Origin of the sequence: Martinezella lusitana (assembly GCF_014207095.1) — a bacterium.
Taxonomy (GTDB): Bacteria; Pseudomonadota; Alphaproteobacteria; order Rhizobiales; family Rhizobiaceae; genus Rhizobium; species Rhizobium lusitanum_B.
In genome coordinates this window covers 212,460-231,672 of the sequence record NZ_JACHBG010000007.1, presented here as the reverse complement: position 1 = coordinate 231,672, position 19,213 = coordinate 212,460, and the positions used below count along the sequence as shown (strand labels likewise).

General features: G+C 58.7%; 14 protein-coding genes and 1 pseudogene. 3 read left to right on the top strand and 12 right to left on the bottom strand.

Going from position 1 to position 19,213, the window contains the following annotated elements; all coding sequences use genetic code 11:
- Nucleotides 1-12: 12 nt before the first annotated feature.
- From GGD46_RS17265 to GGD46_RS17235, 7 genes are all read right to left on the bottom strand, one after another.
- Nucleotides 13-849, bottom strand: coding sequence for a methyltransferase, TIGR04325 family (locus tag GGD46_RS17265; protein WP_184706025.1), 837 nt, complete (start codon nucleotides 847-849; stop codon nucleotides 13-15).
- A gap of 91 nt (nucleotides 850-940) precedes the next feature.
- Nucleotides 941-2,458 carry an oligosaccharide flippase family protein gene (locus GGD46_RS17260; protein ID WP_246806354.1) on the bottom strand — a complete coding sequence of 506 codons (1,518 nt, stop codon included), beginning with the start codon at nucleotides 2,456-2,458 and terminating at the stop codon, nucleotides 941-943.
- Nucleotides 2,455-2,880 carry a hypothetical protein gene (locus GGD46_RS33810; RefSeq protein ID WP_246806353.1) on the bottom strand — a complete coding sequence of 142 codons (426 nt, stop codon included), beginning with the start codon at nucleotides 2,878-2,880 and terminating at the stop codon, nucleotides 2,455-2,457. Before GGD46_RS33810 ends, GGD46_RS17260 begins: the two co-directional genes overlap by 4 nt.
- Before the next feature lie 11 nt (nucleotides 2,881-2,891).
- Nucleotides 2,892-3,584, bottom strand: coding sequence for a sugar transferase (locus tag GGD46_RS17250; protein ID WP_184706019.1), 693 nt, complete (start codon nucleotides 3,582-3,584; stop codon nucleotides 2,892-2,894).
- 149 nt (nucleotides 3,585-3,733) lie between these two features.
- A complete protein-coding gene (locus GGD46_RS34410) occupies nucleotides 3,734-5,023 on the bottom strand; it encodes a glycosyltransferase family 4 protein (protein ID WP_313206308.1) in 1,290 nt (429 codons plus the stop codon).
- 4 nt (nucleotides 5,024-5,027) lie between these two features.
- Entirely contained in the window at nucleotides 5,028-8,285 is a 3,258-nt protein-coding gene (locus tag GGD46_RS17240) for a glycosyltransferase (RefSeq protein ID WP_184706017.1), read from the bottom strand.
- A gap of 30 nt (nucleotides 8,286-8,315) precedes the next feature.
- Nucleotides 8,316-9,653: a polysaccharide biosynthesis/export family protein gene (locus tag GGD46_RS17235; RefSeq protein WP_184706015.1), complete on the bottom strand. Its 1,338-nt coding sequence runs from the start codon at nucleotides 9,651-9,653 to the stop codon at nucleotides 8,316-8,318.
- A 309-nt stretch (nucleotides 9,654-9,962) separates the two neighbouring features.
- Here GGD46_RS17235 and GGD46_RS17230 point away from each other — a divergent pair, with 309 nt between their 5' ends.
- The 3 genes from GGD46_RS17230 to GGD46_RS17220 all read left to right on the top strand — a co-directional run bounded on the left by GGD46_RS17230 (nucleotide 9,963) and on the right by GGD46_RS17220 (nucleotide 14,461).
- Complete coding sequence (locus GGD46_RS17230) at nucleotides 9,963-11,159, top strand: glycosyltransferase (RefSeq protein WP_184706013.1); 1,197 nt, start codon at nucleotides 9,963-9,965, stop codon at nucleotides 11,157-11,159.
- A 209-nt stretch (nucleotides 11,160-11,368) separates the two neighbouring features.
- Entirely contained in the window at nucleotides 11,369-12,349 is a 981-nt protein-coding gene (locus GGD46_RS17225) for a sugar-binding transcriptional regulator (RefSeq protein WP_184706011.1), read from the top strand.
- 57 nt (nucleotides 12,350-12,406) lie between these two features.
- Nucleotides 12,407-14,461, top strand: coding sequence for a bifunctional aldolase/short-chain dehydrogenase (locus GGD46_RS17220; RefSeq protein WP_184706009.1), 2,055 nt, complete (start codon nucleotides 12,407-12,409; stop codon nucleotides 14,459-14,461).
- Between the two features lie 154 nt (nucleotides 14,462-14,615).
- Here the strand turns inward: GGD46_RS17220 and GGD46_RS17215 are convergent, their stop codons facing one another.
- The 5 genes and pseudogenes from GGD46_RS17215 to GGD46_RS17195 form a co-directional block, all read right to left on the bottom strand.
- Nucleotides 14,616-14,972, bottom strand: a complete 357-nt coding sequence (locus GGD46_RS17215; RefSeq protein ID WP_184706007.1) for a type II toxin-antitoxin system RelE/ParE family toxin — start codon at nucleotides 14,970-14,972, stop codon at nucleotides 14,616-14,618.
- Nucleotides 14,973-14,974: 2 nt separating this feature from the next.
- Nucleotides 14,975-15,226: pseudogene (locus GGD46_RS17210) on the bottom strand (type II toxin-antitoxin system ParD family antitoxin).
- 239 nt (nucleotides 15,227-15,465) lie between these two features.
- Entirely contained in the window at nucleotides 15,466-16,518 is a 1,053-nt protein-coding gene (locus GGD46_RS17205) for a substrate-binding domain-containing protein (RefSeq protein WP_184706005.1), read from the bottom strand.
- 52 nt (nucleotides 16,519-16,570) lie between these two features.
- Nucleotides 16,571-17,620 carry an ABC transporter permease gene (locus GGD46_RS17200; RefSeq protein ID WP_184706003.1) on the bottom strand — a complete coding sequence of 350 codons (1,050 nt, stop codon included), beginning with the start codon at nucleotides 17,618-17,620 and terminating at the stop codon, nucleotides 16,571-16,573.
- Nucleotides 17,617-19,134, bottom strand: a complete 1,518-nt coding sequence (locus GGD46_RS17195; protein ID WP_184706001.1) for a sugar ABC transporter ATP-binding protein — start codon at nucleotides 19,132-19,134, stop codon at nucleotides 17,617-17,619. The genes GGD46_RS17200 and GGD46_RS17195 overlap by 4 nt, the downstream gene beginning before the upstream one ends.
- Between the last annotated feature and the right edge of the window lie 79 nt (nucleotides 19,135-19,213).

Here is a 19,213-nt window from a genome sequence, read left to right as displayed (position 1 = left end):
CGGCGAGGCGCTTTAGCCGAGTTGGAAATAGAAGCCAGCACTTTCACTGCGGCCCATCTCGGGATGGGTGTCGATCGTATGCGACAGGGAGGGAATCGTCCAGCGATCAATCTGCTTGTATCCGAGCCTTGTAATGTCTGCGATGAAGTCGGCCTCGTTACGCATGTGATAAGGCACGTATGACCTGCCAATTCGCTCAAGGGTGACGATGTTGTCGCCCTTACGGAGCGCGACCTTGTTCAGGATCAGGTGTTGAGGAAGTGACGGCATTTGCTGGAGGAGCCGAGACAGCGGCATATCGAGATATTGCATCAGTCCTGATCCGAGAAACAGCGGCATCCTGCCGGCGTCTTCGATCCGGTCGACAAACTTCAGATGCGCCAGGCCCTCCTTTTCAGCCAGGCTCTGACCGGCGCGAACGATCGCCGGTAGATCATAAACAACCCACTGAAACGAGACGCCGAGAGGCAAGAGCGAACGAAAGGCGCGATATTTCGTGCCCATATGTCCGCCGGCATCGACCAAACCATCGATGCTGGGCAGCAAATTGCGGATCCAGAACAACACTGGATAATCCCATGGCGCCACCTCGCACATCTTACCGAAGGCGACGGTTGCGATCTCGTCGTGATCATAGCCGGCGAGCGTCCGCCGTCGCGCCGCCGCCATGGCCGCGTCATAGGAGGGATACGCGCCGGTGAAGCGCCGCGGGAAAGGAAGAAGATAGCTCAGCCGTCCGCGCGCCAGGTGCAGGGGTGCAAGACCGTGACCGACCGTCCGCACCGCTCCCTTCGCGATAGAGCGCGCTTGAGCTGGCCAGGAGGAACCGAACCATAATGACGCCGCCATGTTGCATCCCCCAATCTGTTTCCGAAACCATTCAGCGTCTCATGGAGCCGCTGTGGGCTCGTTTTGAGATCGCCGAAGCCAATCGCCGTCATTATCGCCGGAGCGATAGAACAGAGGCCGCATCTCCGATCATCCTCTCCAGGGCAAGAAGCGTACAGACGTAGATCGCACCGCCGGAGACGACCTGCAGCATGACCGTCAGTGCGCGCTGCATGCTGAGCGATCCTGCGAAATAGCCGAGCCCATAAACGGCTGCCGCCATCAACGCGACGGCGATCGCGACATAGCCACTCTTGCGAAGGACGCGCCCCCAGCGAAGCGCGCCATAGCGTTGCTGCAGATGCATCGAGGTTGCGAAGGAAACCATGGCGGCCAGACATTGGCCCCAGGCGGCGGCCACGACGCCAAACGGTGCGAGAAGCAAGATGAGCGAAACGGAAACCACCGCATTGAGAAAAAGCGTGGGGGGCATGCGCTTGATATTGCCCGACAGGGATAGCAGTGCCTCGGTCACGTAACCAGGCATCAGGAGGACCTGCTTCATGGACAGGATCACGACGAGCACCGCGGCGGGTGCCCATTTATCGCCGAGCACGATATCCACCAGGTTCGACGATACCAACGAAAGACCGAGATAGATGGGTGTGGAGACTGTGATGAGAACCATCATGAAGACGGTCGCAGAGGGGCCGGCATCCCGAGCCGCCCGCCCATCCGGTCCCATCACGATCGCCGATCGGCGAAACAGCGTCCAGGCAAGCATCCGCGCCGGCTCGCCGATAAGCTCGGAAAAGGCCGCGACGATGCGCTCTGCGACGCGGTAATAGCCGGCCTCGGCAAGACCAAGGAAGCTGCCGATTGCGAGCGTTCCAGAGTAGGAGCGAAGAAAAAGGATGAGCCGATTGGACAGGATATGGCTTGAAAATTCAAGGATCTCACGCGCGAAAGGCCAGGTCAGATATAGTCTTGGATACCAGGACAGCACGACCACAGAGCCGCCGAGAGAGACGAGTTGCGACACAAGTCGCCCCGCCACGAGTGAAAATACATGCCATCCGAGCCATAGGCCCAACACCGTGACGCATAGGCCGGCGATTTCGCTGACAATACGGATCGCTGCCTGTTTCCGCAACAGGCCGCGGGCAACCAGCAACCCGTCGTAAACGGCATAGAGCGATGACGGCAAAAACCAGCTGCTGAAAAGGGCGAGGAGGAGCGCTTCGTGCGGCCGGTTGAAAAAGACCCATGCAGTCATGGCGCAGAGTGATCCGAGCAGAGTGACCATCATGCCGGCAATGATCGAGATCGTGCCGACCTGATCGAGTTCCCGTTCGGTGCATTCGGCCTTCATGACGAACTCGCCCCATCCGCCTTCGGCAATGACGACAAGCATGACCACGATAGCGGAACTGAATGCGTACAGGCCAAACTCAGCGGATTCCAACATGCGCGCAGCGACGAGAAAAATGAGAAGTTGCACGACTTGCGAGACAATTTTCGAAACGAGCGTCGACGCCCCGTCACCGATGATCGCCGGCATACGGGCACGGAACCAATTGCGCAGACCGACCCGACCGGCATGTCTTGGAGGAAACGAGAAACTGCTCATCGGCATATCATCATTGGATGCTGTTGCGCGTAAGATCCAATTTTCGCCCCTATTGGTTGAAGTAATTCCTGCGTAGACGGCATGTAACCGCCCAATCGCCTCAAGCCTTGCACCAGATAAAATGCATAGCGTTCCCATTCAGGACATGATTGCGTGCAATGAAACGCTGCCCGCCGGCGACGGAAACCGGAGTTAAACAATTTTTTTTCCGAGTAATTGTTATCCTGGATACCAAGACAAGATTGAATTTCTGGATAGAGGAAGAAGGGCTTGCCGGTAATTGTCATGAAAGACCATGCAGAGCCGCTTATGAACGAAGACGACCATGATCGCATCCGCCCAAGCCCATCAGGCAAATCAAACCAGAAATATCTGCTGCGCTGGGCTCTGGTGATCTTCAGCCTTGCCGTGTGGTTTGTCATGGCTGCGCTTCTCATTTGGTAAGGCGTTCTTTTTCGTTACGTGCAAACAGCACGACGCCAATGGTTCTGACGAGAATTTTAAAGTCAGTGCGCAGCGAGCGACTGTGGAAATAGTCGACGTCGAACTGAACGCGTTCCTCATAGGTGGTGTCGGCGCAGCGGCTGACTTGCCAGAGGCCGGTAATGCCCGGCCGCAGCCCGAGATAGCAATAAAGGTTGGGGCCATAGCGATCGAGTTCCGAGACGACAACGGGCCGCGGCCCCACCATGCTCATCTCGCCGCGCTGAACGTTAAACAGTTGCGGCAATTCGTCGGCGCTGCTCATGCGCAGATATTTTCCCAGCCAGTGGACGCGAGGATCGTTGGTCAATTTCTGCGTCGATAGCCACTCGGATTTTCGCGTGTCGTCGCGCGCAAGCAGCTCCGTCAACTGCTGATCGGCATCCTTGCGCATTGTGCGGAACTTCAGGCACTCGAAGAGGCGGCCGTCGCGACCGACGCGTGTATGGCGATAAATAATGGGGCGGCCATCAACCAGAAGCAATGCGATGGCGATGACGAGCAACGCCGGTGCCAGAAGCAACAGGCCTGCACCGGAGAGAAGAAGGTCGACAAGGCGTTTGGAGCGGCCCAGGCGCTCGGCCTGCTTGAGGTCGAGACGCGGTCGCTCGCGATGGGCAACGCCGTCAACAGTTGATAACATATCCTGGATCCCTCAACGCTTCCATGCTTTGCTCAAAGGCTGCCAGCTACCCTCCTGCTTGACAATTGACCCTGCGGGCATCGGCCTAGTCCCAATGGCGTAGGGGGCCGGGCACAGAGCTAACCACAAGCCTCATCCGGTCTCATCGATCAGCCGATGGGAGGTTGAAAAACGCCGGGCACGGTCGATTTCGAGCTCGTACCGGCACTATTTGCACGGTCGAGAACGCGGCCGTACAGCGCCAGCAATGCTTCGAGCCATGATGCGGGCGTATGGGCCATTTCGCTGGACCGTCGGAGGCAATTCACACTCATCAAACGGAGTAGCATGTCATCGGAGGCAAGGCGGCGAATTCCGCTGGCAAGCGTCTCGACCTTGCCGCTTTGGAACGTCAATCCGCATCCCATAGCTGCCAGTTCCTCACCGAGGAGCGCCGCATCCGGCAAGATCACTGGAATACCGCTTGTCACCGCCTCGAGCGCAGCCAGGCCGAACGGCTCGGGCACGCGCGACGAAACGATCAGCGCACGGGCATCGCACAGAATGTCCCGCATCTCGTCCTTGGATTTCCATCCATGGATGACAACCTCCGGGAAGTCTCGCTCCAGGCGTATCCGACCGGCACCATCGCCGATGACATGCAGTTTCGCGCCGGCAAGCCGCGCTGCAATCGCTGCGTCCTCAAATCCCTTCTCCGGCTCCAACCGCCCGACAAAGAAGAAATTGCGCTTTTTCCACGGATCTGCCGCTCGATCGAGGAAAGGCTCAACCGGATTGCGGATCGTCTCGATATTGGCGAGCTGGACCTGCCCGCGCAGGAAGTAGTCGCGCATGCGCTGATGCACGACGATGATATTGGCGGCAACCTCTTGAATGGGATAGTAGCGCTCCCGCATGAGATGCCTGACCGACCGCCAGAGTTTCTCGTGATAGCCGCGCTTGTCGCAGTTGGTCGTCAGGCAGCTCATCGACATAGGCGTCAAAGGGCAAACCTGATTTCTGCGATAGTTGGCGAATCCCCCGTTCGGGCAGGACAGAAAATAGTCATGCGCGTGCAAGACGACACGCGAACGAACAGGCCATAGGGCGCGAAAAATCGAGGGAGACAGGATCTTCGACCAGCCATGAAGGTGATAGATCGTACCCGGCGTATCGACGCGCGAAATGACGGCATTAAGGCCATCATGCGCATGGCTGTTGTAGAGACCGCTTGTCAGTGCGCTGAGGCGAGGCTGCTGCATCAGCGGTCGCGCGGCGAGATTGATGGTATCAGGCACCGGCTGATCGGCACCGGCGACATCGCCGGCGAAGAAGGTGACGGCGACACCCGCGTCCTGGAGCAGCCTGGCTGACAGGATTGCCAGGTTGGACGCTCCGCCCACCCGCGCAGAACGATCGTTGATGACGACGACGCGATCGATGCCGGATGGGTTTGCCACTGAACTATTCCAATGCTTCGATGTTCTGGGGTGCCAATCTGCCTTTGAGAAGATCGCGCAATGCAATGAAATTGCCTCTGAGGCGCCCCTTGCGATCAACCCAGGGCTCCGGCCGCCAGACCTTGATGAGATTGGCTGTGAGATTGCGACCGATCTGCATCGTCGCTTGCCGCACACTCATGGTACGCTTGCGCATCAGATAGAGCGGGTTTGCAACCTGCGAATAGCCCAGACGGATACCACTTGATCGGCCGCCCTTCGTGCCAAGATGAACGCCTTCGAGATGCTTGACGCTGACGACCTGACCATAATGGGAAACGAGCCTGCTGAAATCGACATCCTCGAGCCAGCCATAGAACGGCAGGTTCTCGTCGAAGCGCAAGCCGGCGGCTTTGACGATAGCCATTCGGATCGCCATGTTGCAGCCATAGGCGTTATAGACCTGGCGGAACTGCAAGGTTGGCTCGGATCGACGACGGCGCTTGCCCTCCACCAAACGCAGACCGTCACGAACGGAAATGCCCGGTCCGGTGACGCCGTCGGCCAGAACCGTGCCGGTGCATATCGCCACATCCGGCTGAAGCTGAAACAGCCGCTCCGCCTCTTCGATGTAAGTTGACGTCATCAGGAAATCGTCATCGAGAAAAAGGACGATGTCAGCATCCTGTATGCTGTCGAGAATACGATTGCGCTGGCGGCACAGCCCACGTTCGCAAATAAGCACGCGTACCGGAAAGTCGAGATTTCGCAGGCAGCTGGGATCGATATCCTCGGGCGATGATAGACAGACGACGATCTCGTCGGGCTTGCGAGTTTGATTGGCGATGTGCGGGAGAATGGACGACAGGATATCGCGACGTCCCGCGCTCGCAATGCCAACGGTAATCTTCAAGGGGCGCCCCGAAACCTGGCCTGTCAGCCGCCTTGCGGACGCACGCAGCTGGCGCTCCTGCGGCTTGCGACGCCAGGGACGCGAGTGGCGGTTCTGCCGTCTTTCATAGCTGCGATTAGCGATGATGCCGAGGATGTTGATCGTAGTGGTGCCGAAGCTTGCCAGTGCGTCGGACAATCTTTCCACGGTCATCTTGTTCGTCTGGCCGACGACAACGACGATGCCCTCAAGGTAAGTGCAGATCACACGCGTATCGGCGGAATCCTCAAACGCGGACATGTCGACGATAACGACCTTATATTGCCGCCGCAGCAAATCGATCTCGGCCTTGAGCGCCGGAAGATGGCCGTAGCGTTGGGAGGCTGCGACCGACTTCTCGGTCTCGTCGACCGTTACCACCGGCACGCTTCCAGGGGCATGCATGAGTTCCGCTTCCGGCTGATGATCGGCCTTGGCAACCAGCACACCGGCTTCGTGGGCAACGGAATAACGCCGCGGGACCTCGTTGATACTCAAGGCCTCCATGCCGAATTCCGTCCCGGATTCCGTGACGACGCAGCTCAATCTCGCGTTTAGGAAATCGGCATCGATCAAGACGACCGAGGCACCTTCATGCTGGTAAAGTTGCGCGAGATTGGTCGCAATGGTGGTCTTACCCTCACCGGTGCCGACGGATGTGATGCCGATCACCATAGGCGCGTTAGGTGGAAAGGCGGAATCGATCGAGTGCTTGACGCCGCGCAACGCTTCGGAAAATTGCGAGTATGGCGTATCGAGCACGGACCTCAGCGGCAGCATTGTTCGTCGCCAGCTCGAGTTGGCCGTTGCCAGGCTTCCCGGCAGGAATGAGGGGCTTGCATAGACGGGAACATGGCCGAGCGAAGTGATACCCAGTTCCCGCCGCAGCTTTTCGCTGGAGCTGACCCGCCGATCGAGGCCATCCCGCAGCAGCGCGGCCATGACGCCAGCGGCAAGGCCAAGCATCGCCGAGAACGGCAGGACGAAGGAGGATTTCGGCCATGTCTTTGCCAAGGGTATGGCTGCCGCCGTCACCACGCGGACGCTTCCGAGCGGGAAGGATTCCTTTTGCAGCGCGCCGATAAGCTGCTGCAGAATGCTCTCATACATCCGGCGATATGTGGTCGCCCTGCTCTCCATTTCCGACAGCTCGACTTTCGCCAGGTTCTTATCCGTTCCGGCGTCCTTCAGCGAGGCTACCTCGTCGCTCAAGAGCTTTTCTCGCGTTTGGGCGACCTCCAGATTTGCCTTATAGACGGCCTGAATGCGCTCAAACTCCTTGCGCATGTCCGCCTTTACCCGGTCGATTTCCTGCTGTGCGGCAAGGATGGCAGGATTATCGGCATCGTATCTGCTGGTAAGGCTGTTCAGCTTGGCCGTGGCAGCCCCCAGGTCCTCCTGAAGTTTCTGTATGCGCGGGTTGTTCATCGTCTCATCGACGTCACCCTCGACCCTACCCCCAGCCATCAGTTGATTGAGGGTTGCAAGCTTGGCTGTTTCGGCGGCTGTCTGCGCCTTGGCCGCGACGGCCTGGCTGCTGATCTCGGACAATTGCTGCTGATCGAGGGACGAGGAGGTACTGATCTCCATGATACCGTTCTTGGCGCGGAATTCCTCGACGCTCATGGCCGCCTCGCGCGCCTGTCGTCCAACTTCGATCAAGCGCGTTTCCAGCCAATTGGCGCCGCTTTGTGCCGCCGACGCCCGCTCCGAAAGGCCGGTGCTGATATAGGCCTCGGCAATGGCGTTGGCTGCGATGGCCGCCTTCTGCGGATCGACTGAACTGTAGCCAATCTCGAGGATGTAGGACTGGCCAACGCGATTGACCTCTACCCGTGACAGAAAGGAGGCCATGGTCCGGCGCATGATGTCGTCCTCAGAGACCTCCGTTTTGGCACTGCCATCGTCGCCTCGCTTGAAAAAGCTGAAAATGCCGCGCAACTTGTCGTGCAGCATGGCCTGCCATGACACGCCGCCTGTGATTTCCGGGTCTTCTGTCAGGTTCAGTTTCTGCACGACGGCACGCGCGATCGCCTCGGACTTGACGATCTCAACCTGGCTCGCGATTTCGGCGGCTTCGATGATGACAGTCCCGGTGAATGCATCCTGGGAAACAATACGCCCCTGATCAGGGTCCATGACGAGGCGTGTGCTTGCAAGATAGATCGGTTGGGTCGTCGCCATATATATGCCGCCGATCCCCAGCCCTACTCCCGTAAACAATGCAAAGATCAGCCAGTGCCGCTGCAGAAAGCGCCAAACGTCGCGAAACGAAATAAATTCGCCATTTCCGGCACCGTTGGCCTCCGATGGAGTGCCGGAAAAACCTTTGCCGATCTCGTGAACTACCATGACTGTCGCCCCATCATCATTTGCGTAGCACTATTGGGATTGTCCAACGTCGACAGACGAAACCGTCGTGCCGTCCAGACTTCCGGAAATGTTATAGCGTACATCCAACACGTCTCCGGGCTGCAGCTCGGTTGCCTCGGTGACCTTGACGGCATCGGCCTGATCGCCCTTTCGGGTGATCCAATATTCCAGCGGCTGAAGATCGAGCGCCTTCATGCTCTGGCTTCTTGACAGTGACGCGCCGGAGATCTGTAAAAGCTGCAGCGTCGTGTTGCGCTTGAGCTTGGTATCCTCGATTTCGCTCTCGGTAACCTGCAACTGTTGGCCCGCTTCGGTTTTTCGCTGGCCCTTGAGATTGAGCGCATCGCGTTCGGTCTCGCTCAGCTTCTGCTTTGCCTGCATCGAGGCGACGACGAGATCCAGTTTGCCCGCCTGCATTTCGGCGACGATCCGCTCCAGGGAGGTCTTGCGCGATGTCGTCAGGATTTTCGTGTCGACCAGTTTGGAAATGTCGCTCAATTCGTCCTGCGCGATCTTCACCTGTTCATCCTGCGAGGACATTTTTTCATCGAGGATATTGATTTCATTGTGCAACAGCGCCTCCAGATCGGCAGCGGCGGCCAGTTGTTGGCGCAAGGCGTCGGCCCTTGCGTTGAAGAGATCGACTTCGCTCTTCGTGATTTGCCAGACCGCCGAGCCCTGGGGGGCAGCCTTGATCTCCGGCGGGAAGGTGATTGCCGGTTGATCGTCGAGTTCGGCGAGCAGGCGGGCCTGCCGAGCGCTCAGCTGCTTCAGCTGCAGCTCCATCCGACTGATCTCACCTGCGTAGCTGATCTGCTGTGCTTCCGTATAGTCGCCCGTCTGACTGGAGCGGCGCTCGCGCCCGCCTGCCATTGCCATCGCCTGCTTGACGGTCAGGCCAGGCCTGAATTCTAGCTCGCTTGGCTTTTCGACTGCACCCGACACATAGATCATCGGATACTTGACGACTTCAACCGACGCCGTCGGAGCCACCGCCAAACCGGTGATCTGCTTCAATTTCACGCCGATGTCGGCGCTGATCTCCTCGACTGTCTTGTCGCCGACCTGCATTTGGCCGATCATTGGAATGGAGATCGAACCGGATTGCGAGACGAGGTATTCACCGTTCAAGGCGGTCCACTCCTTATATTCGCCGGTGCCGCTGATCCACTCGACGATGGCAATCTTCAGCCTGGCTTGTGGCCCGACCTGGTAGATGTCGCTGGCTGCAGCGTTCGCGATTCCATAGGAGCTTGCCCCGGAGAGGATCATTGCAAGCAGCCAGGGCGCCATGACCCTGTGCGAGCCGGACGCCGAACGACGAATCAAAGCGGAAACTCTGGACATGGGCTGAACTCTCGCTTGCATATTGCTCGTGCCACCGCTCAGTCGAAGGCACAGGTAACGAGATCAGCAGCAGGACACGCAGAGGTAAATCCCCTGCCGCAGCAACAGGCCTTATCACTTCTGACAGGGAGCTGGACAATCCTGCCCCCTCTTGGTCGAGAGGCCATATCCTTGTGTAGAGGCTACAACCACCGGCTAAATCTTTTGGATACTACCTTCGCCCATTTGGATGCTTCGCTGAACCGATATAGGCCCTGTCGCAAAAGTTGCTGCCTGCCCAATGTGGTTTCGGCCGACGGAGGGACGAAAATGCGCGTGGCGATCGTACATTATTGGCTGGTGGCGATGCGGGGTGGAGAAAAAGTCGTCGAGGCGCTCTGCGATATGTATCCGGATGCCGATATATTCACTCTTGTCTGCGATGAAAGCAGGCTCTCGGACAAGATACGAAAACACAAGATTATCACATCGTTCCTGCAGCGCATTCCAGGCGCGGTCCGGGCCTATCAATCGCTTCTCCCCCTGATGCCATTTGCGCTGGAAAGCTTCGACCTCACGGATTACGATCTCATCATTTCCAGTGAGTCCGGCCCGGCCAAGGGCATTATTCCACCGCCGCAGGCAACGCATGTCTGCTACTGCCATTCGCCCATGCGCTATCTTTGGGACCACTATCATTTCTACCGATCCCATGCTGGCCTCGGCTCGCGGCTCATGATGCCGATGCTGGCGCCTTTGCTGCGCTCCTGGGACGTCAGCACCAGCCTGCGCGTCGATCGCTTCGTCGCCAACTCCCATCACGTTTGCGATCGCATCGGCAAATACTATCGGCGGCCGGCGGCCGTCGTCTATCCGCCCGTCAATGTCGATGATTTCACCCCGGCATCATCGACGGAAGACTTCTATCTCTGCGCCGGTCAGCTGGTTTCCTATAAGCGGGTCGACCTCGCGATAGAGGCGTTTACCAGGATGAAGCGCAACCTCGTGGTCATCGGCGAAGGCCGGCAACTGGAGGAGTTGAAGCGCAACGCCGGCCCTTCCATCACTTTCCTTGGACATACATCCTTCGCGGTGCTGAAGGAGAAGCTTGCGCGTTGCCGCGCATTGGTCTTTCCAGGCGAAGAAGATTTCGGCATCGTTCCGGTCGAGGCGATGGCGAGCGGCCGGCCCGTCATTGCCTATGGGCGCGGCGGGGCATTGGAAACCGTCATTCCGGGAGTAAGCGGTGTTCTGTTCGAACAGCAATCCGCTGATGCGCTCATCGATGCCGTGCATGAATTCGAGGCCATCGAGCATCAGTTTCATCCCGCGACGCTTCTCGCACATGCTGAACAATTCAGTCGGCATCGGTTCATTGCCGGCATGCAGGCCATCATCAATGAGGAGCTGCTGACCCGCAGGGCCGACAGGCTGCGCAATCATCGCCCCGTCGCGGCGATGCAGCTTGGCTTGGAAGCACAATTGCCGATCCTTGCGGCAAAGCCGCATGAGACCACGCTACAATAGATCTCATTGGCATCAAGACCGGAACACGCCCTTGATTGCTGTTTAGCGATCGGACAGGCGCCTCGTCATGGTGCGCCAGCTCGTGCCTTGAATGGCGTGCCTGATCCGCCGCCTTGCAAGATGCGGACTGCTGTCATATCAGATCGGTGGATTGACTTTTGTCAGCTATGATGAATTATGTCAGTATCCATGATTTCTGAGAGAGCAGCATGCCGATCCGCTCCAATGACCAAATTATCCACAAGGCCGCCTGGCTGTACTATAACCACGGTATGCGCCAGGACGAGGTTGCCCAGCGCCTGGAGATTTCGCGCGCGTCGATTGCGATGTATCTGCGCAGGGCGCGCGAAATGGGGATCGTCACGATCACCACCTCTTCGGAACTCTTCTCCGACGATGTTCTCGCGCGAGAGCTGGAAGATGCAATAGGCCTGACGGCGGTCTGGATCGTGCCGGAAGACCGGCAGGCTATGGATCCGGCTGCCGAAATGCCGGTTGTGGCAGCCTCCGTCTTCCTCGAGCTTATCAATAAGGGCGACCGGATCGGCGTTGCCTGGGGGCGAACCGTCTATCATATCGCCGACGTCATGCCTTTCGCCGACCTGCGCGGCGTTACCGTCGTTCAGCTCTGTGGCAATCTTGGCGCCCCCTATTCCTATCGTCCCGACCAATGCACGACGGAAATCGCCCGGCGCCTCAATGCCGAGGGCATCAACCTCTATGCGCCCCTTGTTCTCTCCTCGGAGCGGCTTGCAGAAGAGCTGCGATCCGAGCCGGTCATTCGCGAACAGCTCGCTACGATTGCCGATTGCCAGCTCGCGCTTTATTCGGTGGGCGGCATCGAGGAAGACAGCCACCTCGTCAAGTGCGGCGCTCTTTCGGCGGAGGAAATGCATGCGATGGGCGATCAGGGCGCGGCAGGCGTCATCGCCGGACAACTCATCGACCACGACGGCCAGTGGATGGATTGCGCCCATAATCGGCGCTGCATGTCGGCGGACCTAGCCTCTATCCGGGCGATCAAGAAGCGCATGCTCGTCGTGCAGGAAGATAGCAAATTCGACCCCCTGCTTGCCGCGCTGAAAGGCGGCTTTGCCTCGCATCTCGTCGTCACCGCATCGATGGCGCGACGGCTCCTGGATCGTTGGCAGACAGAGGGGCTCGACAGGAACAGCTCGGGCAAGCCCTGAGCCTGTCACATGGCCCGCCGATCCGGAAGGGGCCGTTTCATTGGGAGGCAAACTGACATGGAAAATCTGTGGCGCGACGATGTCGCGGAAAAAGTCGTGGCCGATTATCAGGCCAAGGGTGTCACTCGCGATCTTGCATTGCGCACCTATACGACACGACTCTTGGGCGGCGAGCCCCGGCTGGTCTTGCATGGGGGTGGCAACACTTCCGTGAAGACGGAGATGACAGATCTCGTCGGCGATACCCATGCGGTCCTCTGCGTCAAGGGCAGCGGCTGGGACATGGGTGTCATTGAGCCGCCGGGCCTGCCCGCCGTTCGGATCGAGCCGCTTTTGAAGAGCCGCAAGCTCGCGAAGCTGTCGGACGAAGACATGGTGACATTGTTGCGCGCCAATCTCATCGATCCCCTGGCACCAAATCCCTCCGTGGAGGCGCTGCTGCACGCCTTCCTTCCGCACAAATTCGTCGATCACACCCATTCGACCGCCATCCTTGCCATAGCCGACCAGGCTAAAAGCAGGGAGATGAGCACCGAGCTGTTCGGTAGAAAGATGGGTTTTGTGCCTTATATCATGCCGGGATTTGCGCTCGCCAAGGCCGCGGCGGAAGTCTTCGAGCAGGATCCAACGGTCGAGGGCTTGATCCTCGACAAGCACGGCATCTTCACGTTCGGCGCGACGGCAAAAGAAGCCTATGACCGGATGATCCATTACGTGTCACTGGCGGAAGACCATGTGAAGCGGAATGGCCGCCATCCGTTCACGGCAGCCGCCCTGCCTGCAGATCTCGCAGGTCCGGGCGATATCGCATCCATGCTGCGCGGTGCCGTTGCAGTCGATAAAAGCGAAGGTCGCTTCGACCGCATGATCAGCGTATTCCGCACCTCGCCTGATATCCTCGACTTCGTGAATTCAGCCGAAGTCACTGATATGGCGGCACGTGGCGTTTCCACGCCGGATCTTTCCATCCGCATCAAGACCGGCCCGATGGTGCTGCCGGCACCGACCAAGGAAAATCTAGGGACCTATCGTGGCGTGATCGATGAGCGCGTCGCCGCCTTTGTCGCCGACTATACCGAGTATTTCCGCAGCAACGATGCCCGCGACGATGTCAAGCGCACCATGCTCGATCCGATGCCGCGCCTGACCCTGGTTCCGGGTCTCGGCATTTATGGCCACGGCCGAACCCACAAGGATGCGATGATCGCCGTTGATGTCGGAGAAATGTGGATCGAGGCGGCGCGCGATGCGGAATCGGTCGGCCGCTTCGAACCAGTCAGCAGGCCGGATCTCTTCGACCTTGAATATTGGTCGCTGGAGCAGGCAAAGCTCGCCGGCGCCAAGCCAAAACCGTTCACCGGCCAGGTCGTGCTGGTGACGGGTGGTGCCGGCGCCATCGGTGCCGCCATCGTCAAGGCATTCGTAGTGGAAGGCGCTCACGCCGTCGTCGTCGACCTCGATGGTGAAAGGGCGCAGGCAGTCGCTAAATCCGTTGGCAACAGCTCGATCGGTCTTGCATGCGACATAACCGACCCGACCTCGGTTCGCGGCGCCTTCGATGCCGCCGTTGCCACATTCGGCGGTGTCGACATTGTCGTCTCCAACGCCGGCGCCGCCTGGGAAAGTCCGATCGCCACGATGGACGACGCTTTGCTGCGCAAGAGTTTTGAGCTGAACTTCTTCGCCCATCAGAGCGTCGCGCAAAACGCCGTACGCATCATGAAAGCGCAGAAGACCGGCGGCGCGCTCCTCTTCAACGCGTCAAAGCAAGCGGTCAATCCCGGTGCCAAATTCGGCGCCTATGGCCTTCCGAAAGCGGCAACGCTCTTCCTGTCCCGACAATATGCGCTGGAGCATGGTGCCGACCGTATCAGGGTCAACGCCGTCAATGCCGACCGCATCCGATCTGGCCTACTCAACGATGAGATGATCGCCAATCGTGCGGCCGCGCGCGGCCTTTCCGTTTCGGAATATATGGGCGGGAATCTTCTTGGCCTCGAAGTGACGGCAGACGACGTCGCCCGCGCCTTCGTTCACCACGCCCTGGCGGAAAGAACAACGGCAGATGTGACGACGGTTGATGGCGGCAATATCGCCGCTGCGCTTCGCTAAGGCATGTCCGCACTGAAGGACCTTGAGCGCTTCTGCTTTTCCTTAAATCGCAGAAGCGTGCCATCATGCCTGCCTTGGTGCATTCCGAACCAAGGCAGGCATCCGTTGATGCCGTTTAAGAGAGGCTGGTGATGATCGCTCGGCTCGCTACCGACTAATTGGTCGGTTTCCTACTTTCCAATGCTACCAGATCTTCTTTAAGCCGCACCGCCATGTCCATGCGCTCGTGCAGAATGCTCATGACGCCAAGGTCGTCGTTATTCAGGGTACGGAAGAAAACATAATGATGCTCATACCGGCTGAAATAGGCCTCGCGCTTGACGTCGGCTGGAACGGCCAGTCTCTGCGGACGCCTGCGCCAGAGGTCCCGGTCTTTCGTCAGAAGCTGCAAATGAGTGTGGAGCCCCCGAATACAGGTGACGGCTTGCGCTTCACGCCACTTTTCGACCGTATCACGCCAGATCTCATCGTGTGCAGCATCCGCATGCGGGTAAAAACGATAAGCCGCCATGTTTAGCGGGTCTCGTTCCGCTGGATGACATCATCAGCCGAGACCGCGACAAATTCGCTATCGTACGCCCACAATGCCGGCGATAGTTCTCAGCACAGGGCTTCCCAGGCCTCATCCCTGGTTTGGAGGTCACGGCGAATAAGCGCGCGAATGTATTCACTCGCGTTTTCATAAAGACCGTCCTCGCCGATCTGCTGTTGAAGGTGGTCCTGCAGAGGCCCTTTGACCTTCACGTGGATGCTGTCTGATGCCATTGCTTGCACCTTCGCTACCCAGCTATTGCGGGAAGCGTAGCAAATATTGTCAATATTCTCCATTAGGAAGGATACTCTTCGGGCGGCAAAGCCTAACAGGCTTGCGCTTCGCTGAGGTGAAATCCAAAAGAAAAACTGCCCCAACCGGGGCATTGTTTGCCTGCGCACACGGCTAGACCGTGAAACACAGACAAAAAAGGCGGTGCCGAAGCACCGCCAGTCGTTGGGAAAGAATTTGATTACTTGGCGGCAGCCTTCGGCATCCATGCCGGCATGGCGACATCCGCATGCGCGAACTGTGGAAGCTTCGCGCCGAGTTCCTCCATGTTCTTGATATCCTGCGTATTCAGATCCTTCTGGGTGATGAGCGTCGGCGGAACGACGACCTGGTGGCCCGGATCCTGGCCGGCCAGCAGCATGGCAAGAGCACGAACGGAGACCTGGCCAACAACGGCCGGGTTCGTTGCCGCAGTCGCCGCCCACGCGGACCCGGACTCACGCATCGCAGCGATGTCGGGCGTCGAAATATCGGCAGAATAGATCTTCACGTTGGACGAGAGACCGGCTTCATCGACGGCGATCTTCACGCCCTTGGCGAATTCGTCATAGGGAGCGAACATCACGGTAATATCCGGATTTGCCGAGACCACCGAACGAGCCTGGTTTGCGACCGAGTTGGCGATCGGATTGTCCATTGTGCCGAACTGGGCCGCTTCCTTGATGCCAGCATATTTCTTCTTGAACTCCTTCCAGGTCTCGTCGCGTCGATCGAGCGGCGCGATACCGGCGACATAGACGTAGCCGGCCTTGAAGCTCTGGCCATTGTCCTTGATGGCCTGTTCGAGCGCCAGGCGCGCAAGGTCACGGTCTGACTGTTCGACCTGTGGGATCTTCGGGTTCTCGACGTTGACGTCAAAGGCTACGACCTTGATGCCCGCGTCAACGGCGCGTTTAGCGGCATCCTTCATCGATTCCGTCAGGCCGTGCTGGATGATGATCCCCTGGACGCCAAGCGCGATGGCCTGATCGACCATATCGGCCTGTACCGCCGCATCCTGACGGCTGTCGAATACCTGCAACTGAACGCCTAGTGCCTTGGCCTGTGCTTCGACGCCGGCCAGGTAGGACTGGAAAAAATCACCGGTCGACAGATAGCGCACCAGCGCAATCTTCACATTGCCCGGCTTATCGAACGGCTTGGGCATATCGGCGGCAAAGGATGGCGCACCAAAGGCTGCTGCTCCCATCAGGCCAAGCGCCAAGGCGCCCAGCGTTCTGCGTGTCATCTTCATATCAGTCTCCTCCTCCGGTAAGATTATGATTATCCGCCAAGGACATGCGCCCTTAGCGTTTGCTCCTCTTTGAGAATGCAAAGGTGAAAATCAGAGCGACGACGAGAACCGCGCCCTTGACGAAATCCTGGGTGTAGTAAGGCACATTCATCATGGTCAGCCCCTGCAGCAGGATGCCGACGAATAGGGCGCCGATGGCCGTCCCCAAGGCATTGGGCTTGGCTGCGCCAAGCACCGCAAAACCGATCAATGCGGCTGCGACAGCATCGAGCAAGAGGTTGTTACCCGAGGCAATATCGCCGCGGCCAAGACGGGCTGCGAGCAGAATGCCGCCGATCGAGGCGAAGATGCCCGAGATGATGTAAGCGGAAATCTTGTAGGCATTGACCGGTGCACCGGCGAGGCCGGCCGCGCGTTCATTCGAGCCTACGGCATACATCATGCGTCCGAACCGGGTATATTCGAGAAAGAACCAGATCAGGATCGCCAGCACGATCAGCACCACGACCGAAACCGGGACGAGATTGGGCAGGATGAAATCGAAGCGATGGCGCCCAAGAGCCAGAAAGCCCGGGCTGAAAGTGCCGCTAGCGACAGAGCCATCCGGCAGCGTCATCCCGGTGGCGATAGAGCGGCCCTCTGTCGGAATTCGCTGCAGCCCCAGCAGAAGGAACATCATGCCGAGTGTCGCAAGGAGATCCGGCACACGCATGTAGACGATGATGATGCCATTGATGAGCCCGACCAGCACGCCGACGGCAAGGCAGACGAGCGTTGCCGTAACAGCATCGCCACCCATGACAACCATCACGTATGACGACGCCATCATCGCGCTCGTGGCGACCGACCCGATCGAGAGGTCGAAACCACCGACCACCAGCGTTGCGGTAACACCGAGGGCAAGGATCCCGGTGATCGACACCGACTGCAGGATGAAGACCGCGCTCTGCGGCGAGGCAAAGCCGCCGGTAACCAGCGAAAAATAGATGATCATGCCGAAAAGCAGCACAAGGAAACCATATTTTATCGCCAGATCCCTGACACTCACGCTCGGTTGGGACAAGGGAACCGCGCCTGCGGATTTGCTCTGTTCACTGCTCATATTGCGCTGACCTGTTGAGAGGATTGACCTGCGATCTCAGACAGCAGGCGCTCGACATCAATGCCGGAATTGCGATGCTCACCGACGATCGTCTGCTCCGACATCACAAGAATGCGGTCGGCCACTTCGAAGGCCTCGTCGAGTTCGGTGAGAAATAGGATGGTGGCCCGCCCATTGGCCGAGGAGCGAAGCTTATTGCCGATATCGCGTCTGGCGACGATGTCGACGCCCTGAAACGGCTCATCGAGAACAAGAAGCCGCGACGGCTCAGAAAGCCAGCGGCCGACCATGACCTTCTGCTGGTTGCCGCCCGACAGCGTGTGCATCTCGTCCCGCTCATTGCGGCACACCACACCAAGCGCGGAGATCTGCTGACGCGCCCTCGCCCTTTCGCTTGCACGGTTCGAAACGCCGAGGCGGGATAGACGACGCAGAAACGGTAGGCTGATATTCTCGTAAATATTGAAATCCGGCACGATGCCGCTGATCCCACGATCCTTGGCGACAAGGAAAACGCCGCTTGCGATTGCCTGTCCGGTCGTCTTCGGCACGTAACGCGCGCCATCGAGCGTCATTTGGCCTGACGCCGGCATGCGGGCTCCGGCCAACACTTCGGCAAGCGCAGACTTCCCAACCCCGACAAGGCCGGTCACGGCAACAATCTCTCCATCGCCAAGCTCAAGATCGAACGGTCGCGAATGCTCGGAAAGTTTCAGGCCCTGTGCTCGAAAGACGGGAACGCTTGCCTCGCGTACCGAGACGGCATCGGCAGAGACCTTTCGGCCCAGCATTGCGTTGACGGCACCTTCATAATCGAGATCAGGCCCTTCGAAATGGCCGGTAATACGGCCGTCGCGCAACGACACGATACTGTCTGCGAGACGGCGTATATCTGACATGCGGTGCGAAATATAAAGAATGGCGACGCTCCGCGCCTTCAGGCGATCGACAAGATCGAACAGGCGGTCGGCCTCGGCGCTCGACAGCGACGAGGTCGGTTCGTCGAGGATCAGGACCTTTGGCTCATGCGCCATGGCGCGCGCAATCGCCACCATCTGGCGATCGGCAAGGCTCAAGTCGTTGATGCTGGATTTGAGATCGATGGTCAGGCCCATGCGCGAGGCGACAAGCGCAGCCTCGCGCCGAACCCGGCGTGGATTGAAGAACAGCCGTGCACCACGCCCGTTCAACCGGTCGAGCGTCAGATTGGTCGCCACATCGAGATCGGCGACAACGCCGTCATTGATGTTTTGATGCACCGTCACGACGCCAGCCCGGATCGCCTCCGCGGGCGTCGAGGGCTCGAACGGCGCACCCGAAAGAGTGATCGTGCCGGCATCGCGCGGATAAACGCCGCTCAAGATGCGCACGAGCGTCGATTTTCCGGCGCCATTGGCACCCATCAAGGCTGTGACGGCACCGCCCTTGAGGTCGAGATGCACCCCTTGGAGCACCGCCACCGCACCAAAGGACTTGCGTACACCTTCGATGCGAAACACTGCATGTTCGCTCATTCTCTCCTCCCAATGACAGCAGGTTAGGATAGCTTTTAATCAAATGTCAAGGCCATTGACATTTGACAGAATGCCGACT